This window comes from Posidoniimonas corsicana (assembly GCF_007859765.1).
Lineage (GTDB): Bacteria > Planctomycetota > Planctomycetia > Pirellulales > Lacipirellulaceae > Posidoniimonas > Posidoniimonas corsicana.
Genome location: NZ_SIHJ01000001.1, coordinates 3389668 through 3402621 on the forward strand (window position 1 = coordinate 3389668; position 12954 = coordinate 3402621).

Sequence of the window (12954 nt, forward strand, 5' to 3'; positions counted from 1 at the left end):
GGCGATTATCACCGCGGCCGCGGCCACCCAGCACAACCGGAACTCGGGGACCTGAAAACCGGTTCGCTGGCGCCAATTTGATTGAGGGAATCCGCCAACTCGTGTATTATCGGGAGAAAGGGCAGAGCCTCGCCGGTTTACCAAACCAGCAAGGTCCTCGAAAGGCAACAGGGCAGAGCAAACTATTGGCGGGCCGCTAGTGATCTGAGTACCGACGACCTACTTCTACTCGGCCCCCACTGCTGATCTAGCAGCGGACAGGCTGAACCCCTCCTGCATAGCGTCCTCTCGCTAGCACGTTCAGTCGGTGGATCTCAAGCGTCTCGACAGCATCTATGGCTTCGGCGCAACTATCACCTTCGATCGAATCTCTCCTGGCGACACCGCCAGACGCACCCGACAGCTGGGTGCTGGGCTCGAATCCGCGTATCACGCAGATCGCACGCCACGCTGAAAAAGCAGCTGAGGTGCAGTGCACCGTTCTCGTCACCGGCGAAACCGGCACCGGCAAAGAGGTCTGGGCCCGGGCCTTACACCGGCTCAGCCACCGCCGCGACAAGCCACTGGTTCCCGTCAACTGTGCCGCGTTGACCCCCACCCTGGCCGAGAGCCAGCTATTTGGCCACGAGAAAGGGGCGTTTACGGGCGCCGCCGGGCAAAGCCTCGGTGTGTTCCGCGCCGCCCAGGATGGCGTCGTGTTCCTCGACGAAGTGGGCGAAATGCCCATGGAGTTGCAGCCCAAGCTGCTCCGCGTTCTGCAGGAATCCGAAGTCACCCCGGTCGGCGCCGCCCGGCCCGAGCGGATCAATGTTCAGGTGATCGCGGCCACCAACCGCGACCTCGAAAGAGAGGTCAGCGAAGGCCGATTCCGCGAGGACTTGTACTATCGGCTCAACATGGTTGAGCTCCACGTGCCGCCGCTCCGCGACCGCATCGAGGACATCCCCGCGTTCGTGCGGTACTTCTCGCAGCGCTTCGCCAGCCGCTACGGGCGTGACCTCTGGGTCCCGTCCGAGCAGGAACTCCGGGAGTTCTGCGAGTACTCGTGGCCCGGCAACATCCGGCAGCTCGGCCACGTCATCGAGCAGTCTTACGTGCTGGACTGCGAGCCGGTGCTCCCCAACCGCCGCGCCAGCCAGCCCGACGCGGTGGCCCTGCCCTTTACCGACCTCACCAAGCTTCGTGAGGTGGCGGTCAAGCAGGCCCTGCGGGCCACTCAGGGGCACAAGGGCCAGGCGGCCAAGCTGCTGGGGGTCCACCCCAACACGATGACCCGCCTGCTGGCGCAGCTCGACAAGAACCCGCCGCTCCAGTAATCGCCAGCCCACCCCGACGGGGTGCTCGATTGCTGCCTCTCCTGCGGTCGATCCCGGCTCGATACGGGTCACGACTTTTCCGCCCGCTCGCCTGAGCAGTTCCGGGTTCCGCTGCCCGTTGACGCCCTGCCGAATACCGGCATTTCTCGCGGACCGCCAAACTGGCAGCTCGACTCGGCGAGCGCTGTCGTCACACTGATCCAGCGAGCTTGGGGTCGCCGCTCGCCCGACGATTCAGGGTCGGCACGGCTGCTCAACACGCCTAATTCCTCTCAAAAAAGAGTAAAGATCACGCAAAACCCAATCCCCAAACGACTTGCAACGCCGCCACCGCCACTGGACACCTACCGCAATGGGAAATGCCCAGCTGCCCAAAAACCAGGCAGGGAGGCCGTGCCCGACCGCGTGCACGCCCTGCCCCGGAATAGGCGCCGCCCGGACGATGCCGTAAGTGCAAGCAATGCAAGGACTTCGCGACCCGCGTTTGACCGCACCGGATGATGCCAGCAAACGCGAGGACTGGCGTGGTCCTCCCCGTCCATCCCGTACACGCATCTCTGGAAGGAGACGAGTGCTGTGCAGAACCAATCCCCTGTAAGCTACCAACAAGTGCTGCTCGCCGCGGAGCGGCTTTATCAAACCTCCCCCGATTGGGTGGTGTTCTTCCGCGAGATCCTTGGCATCGAGGGCCTCGCCCGTCAAACCTTCCCAAACTTCGACGACCTGACCGCCTTTGAGAAGAGCGACGAGTTCGACCAGATCCAGAACATGCTGGTGAAGCTCCGTGAGCAGAAGCCCGCGGCCGACGCCGACTCGGAGCCCACCCGTGTGATCACCGTGCGGCTCCCCAAGAGCATGCACGAGTACCTGCGGACCGAGGCCCACGACCTGCGGACCAGCATGAACAAGCTCTGTATCTCGAAGCTGCTGCAGGTCATCGAGCAGGACAAGATCCCGACCGAGAAGAACGCCCCGCCGAAGCGCCGCACCACGCCGACCGCCCCCTCCCCGGCGACCAGCGAGCCGGCGGCCGTTTCGCAGAACGGCGCCAGCACCGACGCCCCCGGCGGCTTCCGCCCGACCTTCCAGTAGGCCAGGCACAGCTAGCCGCCTCACCCAAATGCGGGCGGCTGCAGACTGAACCCTCCAAGCAAAACCGCCCCGGGCCTGTCCGGGGCGGCTTTTGCTTGCGCCCGCCCCACTCCGCTACCGAGCCCCATCCCGGCGGCCGGACAGCCGCGGACTCGACTCCACACGCTGCGAAGGCTCCAGCCGCACAGCGAGCCGGCGGACCACCTGTGCCCCGCGGCCCAGTTGCTCACCCCACCGGATTCCACGACTAAACGTGCTCGAGCCCAGCTTCGGTGCCCGGCAGGCCAGCCACAGCTTTGTCGGCAGGTACCGTCCGATTCTTTTTGTCCAATAACACGCGCGAAGGGGACAAAACCCGGGACACACTACCGCCGCGTAAAACCACAAGTGGTTTTGGAGTATGCCTTTACACCGATTCCTCTCAAATAGGTGGTCTGGGTTTTGTCCGATGCGGGCGCAAAGATCGGACACTCCCGTACTCAAAACGCCACAGATCCAGCTGCACGCCGCGCCGGACGCCCACACCACATGGGATGTGCACACGTGGACCCACCCTCCATTTGATCGCAACGCGTGGCCGTTTTCCACGACGAAGCGTGGAACATCCACGGCAAGCAGGCCGCGCAGAGAGGCTGAAGCCCCCAGTGCGACGGCCATGGCTCCACCGAGAGCGCAACAGAAAACCGCCGGGGCAACTCGGCTGCCCCGGCGGTCGGTTCGTAGCTAACCCAGAAACATAGCCCGCAGCGGGCTATGCCTGACTAGGATCAGGTGCCCTCGTCGTAGGTCTCGCGACCGTTGCGGGTAACCATCCACAGGTAGACATCGGTGTCGATGTTGTCGGCCACAGCCTTGGCGCGGCCGTCACCAAACCCGTGCTGCACCACCGACGGGTGGGCCGAGCTCGGGCCCCACTTGCGCTCGGTGCCCATGTGCGGGTACTGCGAACTGGTCGCGTACCACAGGGTCTGCGGGTCGATCGCTGAGTTGCCCGAGGCGGTCCTCCTGTCGGTGCCCTTGTTCAACGCCTGAGCGGCCGCCGAGTCCAGGTTTTTCTGCCAAGCGTTCTGGTTCGGGGCCGTGTTGTTGGGAACCGCGTTAGGCAGTTCGCCACCACCGTTGTAGTTGGGCCACCAAGCCACGCCGTACGAGGCGAGGCCGCTGTACCAGCTGGTGATCGCCTGCTCGCGGCTCTCGGCGATCATCGCGCACTTCGACGTGCCGTCCGACAGAGCCGCAAACGAGTGGCCCTTCTTAGTTACGCGATTGCCCGCAACACCTGGGAACGGCAGGGCGCCGTTGCCGCAGTACGACGACGAATTGCACGGATTGGCGGTGGTGTTCCGCGAACCGCTGGTCGCCAGGTGGCCGCCGTTCTGGTTGGTGTAGTGGGTCGAAGCCATCGCAATGTAGTTGCCTGCGGCCGGACCATCGCCCGCCTCGGCAACGCCGGTTAGCGTGACGTTCTCGTCACCCGGGAAACTGGGGCAGAGTGCGAAATCCAGCGGCTGCTCCCAGAACCACGGGTTCGTCGCGGACGCGGCAGCGCCGGACGGGGTCATGAAAACGCCGCCGTTGGCAGTCTGGCTGAAAGCCGACCGCGAGAAAGTGGCCGAGTTCTGGCTCATCCGGCTGTGCAGCGGCTGCTCTTCCAGGTAAGGGAGCAGCTGCACCATCCAGCTGTAGCCGTCGCTGAGGTTCTGAGGGTCACGACCGTTGGCGGCGTTACCCTGCGCGCCGATCTGAACGGGCCCACCCTGCGACGTGGCGTACGGCGAGGTCGACGCCAGCGGCAGGTAGTTGTAGGTGTCGTGGTGGTTGTGGGTGGCCAGCACCAACTGCTTCATCTGGCTCAGACACTGGTTGCGCCGGGCTGCTTCACGGGCGGCCTGAACCGCCGGCAGCAGCAGCGCGATAAGGATGCCGATGATCGCGATCACGACCAGCAGCTCCACCAGGGTAAAACCCTGGTTTTCGCGTGCACGAAGTCTCATTGCGTTACCTCTCCAAAGAAAAAAGGGATAAATAAGGACGACGCACCCCGAACGGGGCGGCGCCATTGCCTCCTATACCATCGCAGCACCCTCGGATCCTTATTCAGTTGCCGGGAATAACTCCCGGAAACAGCGGTCCGCAGGCCGCGGAAAGAGAATAGCGACTCATGAGGCGTGTCCCGGACGCCCCTCGCTGCGCACGGGGTACGCACGCAGGAAGTGGAGGATCTCCCCCAGGTTAACACGAATAGCTGCCCTCTAACCGTAGCCGAAATAATAACCGCCGGCTGCAAGGGCTGTCAATCAACTGACTTACCGGTATGCCCACGTCCGAACGCCCACTCAGCCCTGGGGCGCATCGTCTACTCAATCGTACCACACGACGCATACCCCCTATCCACCCGCCCGCGACCAGCGTATCGGGAATCGCCGTAGGTCTTTATTTTCAAAGGACTTGCCGCAACAATAGCAGCGATAACCCCGGCCCATCGGCCCGCGTATCTCGACCCCGCTGTGACGCTGCCATGCGGCTCTTCCTTGGACCCCCTGCCGCCCCAACGACCGAGGAAGTCCTACGGGTTTATGCCGGTTGGATGGGAACGCACCCCGCTCCCGGCCTGCGGCTGTGGCTGGCCCCGACCACGCTTGAGTCCGCCAGGCTCACTGGCGTGCTAGCAACCCTAACGGGGGGTATGCTGGCGCCGGGGATCAAGCCGCTCTACCAGGCTGCGGACGCCGTCGTTTCGGCCGCCCCCGAGCCGATCCGCCCGCTGTCCCGGGTGGCCCGCTCGCGGCTCATCGAAGAGATCCTGCACCGCGGCAGCTTTTCGGGGCGGTTCCGGCTGCTGACGCAGGCCCGCGGCTCTGCCGGCGGGCTCGACTACGTGGCGACCGCTCTCGAGCAGTTTGCGATGGACAACCTGACGCCGGAGGAGCTGTTCGACCAGACCGGCGCCATCGGTGACGCCCGGATCAGCGAGCTGGCCCGCGCGTACCAGGACTACACCCAGGAGTGCCGCCGCCACCGGTTGATGGATCGCTCCGCGCGGCTCCGTTACGCGTGCGAGCTATTCGAGTCGGGCGCAGCGCCCGGCGGCGCGCCGGAAATGGTCGCCGCGTCGGGCCTCGACCGCCTGGAGATGCTGGAAGCGCGGTTCCTGCAGGCGGTGCTCCGCTCGGCGGGGCAGTGGGCGGCGGCCTTCACCGTGAACGGCCCGGAGGCGCTCGCGTCAGCAGCCGCGGGACAGACCGCCACCCTCTACGACGGTCCCGCCGCTACCGTGCGGCGGCTGCGGTCGCTGTTCCCCGCCAGCGAGATCACCTGGGTCGAAAGCCGCCTGCCAGACGCCGACGCGCGGCGCCACGCGCTCGACGCAATCTTCCGCGACCCTCGCGACGCGCGACGCCGCGCCGGCGCCGACCAGCGCGGGACCGGCATCGTGGTCCACGGCGCCGCTGGCTTGCAGGAAGAGGCCGAGTCCGCGGCCCACCGCGCCAAGCAACTGCTCCGATCGGGCGTGCCGGCCGCCGACATCGTGGTGGCCGCCCGCGGCATTGGCGGCTGGGCGCCGCGGCTGCGTGAGGCGTTTGCCCAGGCGGGCGTGCCGCTGGCGGTCGAAGGCGCCGCTACGCTGGGGCAGACAGCCGTGGGTCGGGTGGCGGCATTGGTGCTGCGATTGGCGACCGACGACTGGACCTACGACGCCGTACACAGCGCGGTTACGCTGCCCAGCCTGGGGCTGTTCGACACGCCGCTGGACGACGACGAGCGTCGGATCGCGCGTCGGCTGGGCCTCGCCGGCCGCCGGGCCGCGGTGGAATGGGTACTGAACGAGCTGCTATACCCCAAAGGCCGCAGGCAGCTGCTGGATCGCGTGAACTGGCTCGCCTCGCAGAACCAGGCGAGCACTGACAACGCCACCGCGGACGACGAGCCGCCCGACCGCCGGCGCGAGCGGCTGACCTCTGCCGCCACCCTGGCGTTGCCCGCGCTGCAGACACTGGCGGAGGTCACGCAGACCTTCTACCACGAGGCCGACCCACTCGGATGGCACGACCGGCTGGCCGGCGCAATCGCCACCCTGGGCTACCGTCCTACCGACCAGACTGCCCAGCGGGACGACGAGGCGGCGCTGGCCGCCCTGGAGGACGCGTTCGCTTCCCTCCAACGGCTGTCGGAGCAGCGCCGCGCCGAAGAGCAGCGGATCCCGCTGGCCGAGGCGCACCGGCTGGTGCAGGGGTGGCTGAGCCGCGTGCCGCTCGATGTCCGCTGGGACGCCGAGGGACGCGTCCGCGCGCTCAGCGCCGAGACCGCCAGCCAGACGCCGTGCGAGCACCTGCTGCTGGTCGGCCTGGACGAGCAGTCTTTCCCGCGTCCCGACTCGGCGATCGCGATCGGCTCTGCCGATGATCAACTCCGCAGTCAGCAGGCGAGCGAGATGCTGCTGTTCTGCAAGCTGCTGGCCACTCCCCGCCAAGCGGTCTACCTCTCGTACGCCGCACTCGACGCGAAGGCGCAGACGCTCAACCCGAGCTCCTACGTCGCGGAGCTGGAGAGGCTGTTCCCACGGCGGCAGCTACGCACAACCGCGGACCCCGGCGAGCAGGCCCCGCAAGACCCGCAGCAGCTGCGCCGGCACGCCGTGCGACGGCTGATGGAGGGCGACGCCGGCCCCCTCGCCCAAGTCGTCGCCGGAGGGTCGTCCGACGCAACCGGGGCGGCGCTCGCGGCAGGACTGCTCGCCTCGCACGAGCGCTCGCACGGCGACTCGTTCGGCGCGTACGAGGGCGTGCTCACCAGCGCCGAGGCGCAGGCATCCCTGGACGCGCGGTTCGGGCCGGAGCACCTGTGGAGCGCCAGCCAGCTGGAGCAGTACGGGACCTGCCCCTTCAAGTTTTATCTGCGGCACGTGCTGCGTGCGGACCCGGTCGAGTCGCTTGCGCTGGACGTCGACTACCGCCGCCGCGGCTCGCTGCTGCACGACGCAATGGTCCGCTTCCACCGCCAGGTGAACCAATTGATCGGGCAGGGCGCCGCGACGTCGACCCTCGACGCCGAGGCGTTCTCCGCCGCGTTCGGCGCCGCCATTCAGGACGCGTTCGAGGCGCTCGCCACCGCGCCGCACGAGGCGGCGGTCGCGGAGATCGAGGCCATGCAGGCCGCCGCGTGGAGCGAGGAGTACCAACGGCAGCACCGGCGGTACGACGACAAGAACTCGGCGTTTGTCGAGCCGCTCGTGCCGCGGCACTTCGAGGCCCGGTTCGGCCCCGCGGTCGCGTCAACCGGCGAGGCGCCCGACCCACTGTCCACCCCCGAGCCGTTCGCGCTGCAGGCGGGCGACTACCGAATCCTGCTCACCGGGCAGGTGGACCGGATCGACGTGGGGCGGGTGGGCGGCCAGGCCGTGTTCAACGTCATCGACTACAAGACCGCCAAGTCGCTCAAGCTCAAGCAGGAGGACATTGAGTCGGGCAGGCTGCTGCAAATGGTGCTGTACACGATCGCGGTGAGCGACCACTTGTTCGCCGGCCAGGACGTCGCGCCGTGGCGGAGCGGCTACTGGGCCGTGCAGGAGAACGGCTTCAAGTTTGGCAAGCTCCCGCAGCCTGGCGAGCGGGCGGACGGCGGGGTCGTGCTGGCGGAGGACTGGAACGAGCTGGTCCAGGCCGTGCGCGAGCGCGTGGGCCAGATAGTCCGCAACGTTCGGGCGGCGCGGTTCCCGATGTTCAACACCGACGAGGACTGCGGCGGCCGGTGCGAGTACCGCACGGTCTGCCGCGTCGCGCAGGCGCGGAGCCTCGCCAAGACGCCCGACGGGGAGGACGGATGAGCGTTCTCTGCTACACCGAAGAGCAGGCCCGGGCGATCCAGACCCGCGGCGTGTCGGTCGCGCTGGACGCGGGCGCCGGCTGCGGCAAGACGTTCGTGCTGACCGAGCGGTTCCTGTCGCAGCTCGCCCCGGGCGACGACGCGCTGGAGCTGCACGAGCTGGTCGCCATCACCTTCACCGACGCCGCCGCCCGCGAGATGCGTGAGCGGGTGCGGGCGAAGTGCCTGGAGCGGCTGGCGGCCGCCTCGGCCGACGAGGCGCCGCACTGGCTGCGGCTGCTGCGGGCGCTGGACGGGGCGCGGGTCAGCACGATCCACGCGTTCTGCTCGACGCTGGTGCGGAACTACGCGTTGGAGTTGGGCCTCGACCCCAGCTTCCACGTGCTGGACCAGGCGGCGGCCGACGTGCTGCTGTCCGAGGCGACCGACCGCCGGCTGCGGGCCATGCTGGAGGACCGCGACGCCGACGTCATGACCCTGGCCGCCGACGCCGGGTTTGCGGGGCTCAAGAGCCGGCTGGTCCCGCTGCTGGAGCACGCCGGGACGCAGCCGCTGAACGACTGGCTCACCGGCCCGCCGGAAGAGATGGTCGCCGCGTGGGGGCGGTACTACGAAGAGAGGGTCGCCGCGATCGAGCGTCGGCAGCTCGCCGAGCTGCCCGCTGTCGAACAGGTCCGCGGCATGATCCCCGAGTGCACGGGCGACGCCGAAACGCGCAGCAAGATTGCGGGGCTCGACGCGATGCTCGCCGCCCTGCAGGCCGGCGACCCCGACGTCGACGTGGAGCGGCTCCGCGAGCTTGCCAAGGTGCAGGGCGTCTGCGGGAAGAAGGCCGACTGGCCCTCGGCCGACGCCAAGAAGCTCTACGGCGACGCGTGCAAGAAGATCCGCGACAAGATCGACAAGCTCACCAAGTGGTCGCCGGGCGAGCCGCACGTCGAAGCCGCGGTGATGGGCCAGCGGCTGGCGCGGGTGGCCGATGCGGTCGTCGCCGAGTACGAGCAGGCCAAGCGGGGCGCGGCGGCGCTCGACTTTAACGATCTGCTAGCGCTAACGCGGCGGCTACTCACCGAGGACGCGTTCCGCGATGTGCGGCGCCGCATCGAGCGGTCGACCAAGCTGCTGCTGGTCGACGAGTTCCAAGACACCGACCAGGCGCAGGTGGACATCGTGTCGGCGATCGCCGGCGAGGCGTTGACCTCCGGTGGGCTGTTCTTCGTCGGCGACTTCAAGCAGTCGATCTACCGGTTCCGCGGCGCCGAGCCGACCGTGTTCCGCGACCTGCAGTCCCGTACGCCGGCCGAGGGCCGGCTGCCGCTCTCGCAGAACTTCCGCAGCCAGCCGGCGGTGCTGGGGTTCGTCAACGCGTTGTTCGGACCGCTGTTCGGCGAGGAGTACCTGCCGCTCCGCCCCGCGCGGCCGCAGGTCGGACCGACCCCCGCGGTGCAGCTGCTGTGGACCGAAGTCCCGCCCGACACGAAGGCCGAGCCCGCCCGCCGCGCCGAGGCGCAGCGCATCGCCGAGCACGTCCGCGGCCTGCTGGCCGATCCCACGGAGCGCGTCGCCGAACAGGCCGACGGCGAGTGGACCGCCCGCCGGGTCCGCCCCGGCGATATCGCCATCCTGTTCCGCGCGCTGGGCGACGTGCAGCACTATGAGCAGGCGCTCCGCGACGCGGGCGTGGATCATCACCTGATCGGCGGGCACGCGTTCTACTCGCAGCAGGAGGTGTACGACCTGCTCAACCTGCTGCGGAGCGTTACGAGCACGTGCGACGAGGTGGCGTTGGCGGGGGTGCTGCGTAGCCCGTTCTTCTCGCTGCAGGACGAGACGCTGCTGTGGCTCACCCGCGCGGGCGGGTCGCTCAACGCGGGGCTGCTGCGCCGCCAGCCACCGGCCGAGGCGCCGCCCGAGCAGCAGGCCCGCGTCACCGCCGCCCGCGACGTGCTGACCGAGCTGCGGCGGATGAAGGGCGTGGCGAACACGGCAGAGATCATCCGCACGGCGCTCGACCGAACCGCCTACGACGCGACGCTGCTCTCGGAGTACCTGGGGGAGCGGAAGCTGGCCAACCTCGAGAAGATCGTCGAGCAGGCGCGGGTGGCCGACCAGACCCGGCCGGGCGATGTCGACGCCTTCGTGCGGCAGCTCACCGAGTTTATCGCTCGGCAGCCCAAGGAGGCGAACGCCGCCACGACCGACGACCACGCGGACGTGGTGCGGCTGATGACCGTGCACCACTCCAAGGGGCTCGAGTTTCCGGTGGTGTTTGTCGCGGACCTGGGCCGCAAGGCGTCGCCTGATCGCAGCCAGTCGGCGTTCTCGCCGGAGCTTGGGCCGCTGGTCCGGCCGTCCGGGGTCGACAAGCAGGTGAAGGTCGGGCTGGACCTCTACAAGAAGGTGCAGACGCAGGCCGACCAGGACGAGCTCACCCGCGTGTTCTACGTGGCGTGCACGCGGGCCGCCGACCTGCTGGTGCTGTCGTCGTCGGTGGAGGACATCGAGCAGCCCAAGGGCGACTGGCTGGCCACGCTGACCAAGGTGATCCACCCGCAGACCGGCGCCGACCGCAATTCGGGCGAGGTGCTGGCCGAGTTCGTGCCTCCGTCCGGCGCCAAGCCGCCGCAGGCCGAGCGCGGCAAGCGGCCCGACCTGCCGAAGCTGATCGCCCAGGCGATGAGCAAGCAGCGGGTGAAGCGGGCCCCCGAGGTCGCGCCGGTAGCCGTCCGGCCCGAGAGCCTGCAGCGGTTCTCGGTCTCGCGGCTGACGGGCCGGTTCCACCACGCCGCGGCGCCAATCGTCGAGGCGCCGCGCGGCCCGGCCGCCGAGCCGATCGACCCCCGCGGGCTGGGAACTCTGGTGCACGCGGTGATGGAGCGGATCGACTTCGCCAGCCCCAGCCGCGTCGGCGACTGGTGCGAGTCGCTCGCGCCGCTCCACCTCCGCCGGAACTGGCAGGCGGCGGCCGCCGAGGCGCAGTCTCTGATCGAGAAGTTCCTGGCCGGCCCCGCCTGCCAGGAGCTGGCCCAGGCGGCCCGCCTGCAGCGGGAGGTTGAGTTCGCCCTGCCCTGGCCGGCGCCCGGCTTAGACTCGTCCGCCGCCCCGGCGATGCTGCAGGGCTACATCGACTGCCTGGTGGAGCAGCGGCCCGGCGAGTGGCGGATCCTCGACTACAAGACGAACCGCGTCACCGCCCAGTCGGTCCCTAAGGCTGCCGAGGAGTACCGGCTGCAGATGTCGGTCTACGCGCTGGCGGTCGAGGCGGCCCTCGGCGCGCGCCCCGCAGCCCTCACGCTGCACTTCCTCCGGCCCGGCGCCGAGGCGACCTTTGCCTGGGACGACGCCGCGCGTGAGGCGGCCGCCGCCAGCATCGACGACGCGATCCAACAGGTGCGAACAGTCGCCGCCAACCATGACTGAGCCCAAGCGGAAACAATTCGGCGAGAGCCACCAGGCCCAGCGGGAATTTGCCCTGCAGGTCGTCCAGCAGCTGCGCGGCGCGGGGCACCAGTCGTTGTGGGCGGGCGGGTGCGTGCGCGACCAGCTGCTCGGCAAGCGTCCCAAGGACTACGACGTCGCCACGTCGGCCACGCCGGAGCAGGTCGCCGAGGTGTTCGGCAAGCGGCGGACGCTGGCCATCGGCGCCGCGTTCGGCGTGATGACCGTGCTCGGCCCCCGCCGTGCGGGGCAGATCGAGGTCGCCACGTTCCGCACCGACGCCGGCTACTCCGACGGCCGCCGCCCGGACCGCGTCGAGTACACCGACGCCCAACACGACGCCAGCCGCCGCGACTTCACCATCAATGGTCTGTTTTTCGACCCGATCGCCGACGAGGTGATCGATTACGTCGGCGGGCAGGACGACCTGGCGGCGGGCGTGGTGCGGGCGATCGGCGACCCCGAAGCGCGCATCGAAGAAGACAAGCTGCGGATGCTGCGGGCGGTCCGCTTCGCCGCGACGTTCGGGTTCGAGCTCGACCCGGCAACCGCCGCCGCCGTGGCCGCCCGCGCCGGTCAGCTCACGGTCGTCAGCGCCGAGCGGATCGGCGCCGAGGCGGCCCGCATGCTCACCCACGCCAGCCGCGCACGCGCGGTGCGGACGCTGAGCGAGCTGGGCCTGCTGCCCGCAACGCTCCCCGAGCTGCACCGCCTGAGCCAAGAGGCGCTCGCGGACCGCTGCGCCGCGCTCGACCGGCTCAGCGAGCCGGGCCTGCCGCTGGCGCTCGCCGCCTGCCTGCCGCCGACGCTCGGCTCACCCGCTGGGTCGAAGCTGTGCCGGCGGCTGAAGTACACCAACGACGACGCAAAGCAGACCGACTGGCTGCTCGACAACCGCGGCGCGGTCGCCGCCGCCCGCCAGCTCCCGTGGCCACGGCTGCAGCGGGTGCTGGCCTCGCCCGGCGCCGGGGACGTGCTCGCGCTGGTTGAGGCAGAGTCCGATGAGCCTTCGGCCGAGGTCGCGTACTGCCGCGAGCGGATGGCGCGTCCACCGGAAGAGTGGAACCCGCCCCCGCTGGTGGACGGCCGGGACCTGATCGCCGCGGGGTTCCAGCCGGGCCCCGAGTTTGGGAAACTCTTGGAACAGATCCGCGACGAGCAGCTCGAGGGGCGACTCGGCTCCAAGCAGGCCGCACTCGACTTCGCCGCCGCGCACTACCAACATTAACCGCTCCCCTGTCCGGCACCCCTAACCGCCCCGCTGTCCGGCGGGGCTGAAGAACCG

At 69.0% G+C, this 12954-nt stretch carries 6 protein-coding genes; 5 read left to right on the forward strand and 1 reads right to left on the reverse strand.

Going from position 1 to position 12954, the window contains the following annotated elements; genetic code table 11:
• The first annotated feature begins 335 nt into the window (after positions 1–335).
• Positions 336–1316 (forward strand): sigma-54 interaction domain-containing protein, encoded by a 981-nt coding sequence (locus KOR34_RS13035; protein WP_146565002.1) that lies wholly within the window; start codon positions 336–338, stop codon positions 1314–1316.
• A gap of 576 nt (positions 1317–1892) precedes the next feature.
• Complete coding sequence (locus tag KOR34_RS13040) at positions 1893–2408, forward strand: hypothetical protein (protein WP_146565003.1); 516 nt, start codon at positions 1893–1895, stop codon at positions 2406–2408.
• A 767-nt stretch (positions 2409–3175) separates the two neighbouring features.
• Here the strand turns inward: KOR34_RS13040 and KOR34_RS13045 are convergent.
• The gene (locus tag KOR34_RS13045; protein WP_197531380.1) at positions 3176–4402 is read right to left on the reverse strand and encodes a DUF1559 family PulG-like putative transporter; all 1227 of its coding nucleotides are present in this window, start codon (positions 4400–4402) and stop codon (positions 3176–3178) included.
• A gap of 593 nt (positions 4403–4995) precedes the next feature.
• On the opposite strand from KOR34_RS13045, the gene KOR34_RS13050 reads away from it, so the two are divergent.
• Genes KOR34_RS13050 through KOR34_RS13060 form a run of 3 tightly spaced genes read left to right on the forward strand, consistent with a single transcriptional unit; the run spans position 4996 to position 12897 of the window.
• Complete coding sequence (locus KOR34_RS13050) at positions 4996–8232, forward strand: PD-(D/E)XK nuclease family protein (protein WP_197531381.1); 3237 nt, start codon at positions 4996–4998, stop codon at positions 8230–8232.
• On the forward strand, positions 8229–11651 hold the full coding sequence (locus KOR34_RS13055) for a UvrD-helicase domain-containing protein (RefSeq protein ID WP_146565006.1): 3423 nt from the start codon (positions 8229–8231) through the stop codon (positions 11649–11651). The genes KOR34_RS13050 and KOR34_RS13055 overlap by 4 nt, the downstream gene beginning before the upstream one ends.
• A complete protein-coding gene (locus KOR34_RS13060) occupies positions 11644–12897 on the forward strand; it encodes a CCA tRNA nucleotidyltransferase (RefSeq protein ID WP_146565007.1) in 1254 nt (417 codons plus the stop codon). Before KOR34_RS13055 ends, KOR34_RS13060 begins: the two co-directional genes overlap by 8 nt.
• Positions 12898–12954 lie beyond the last annotated feature (57 nt).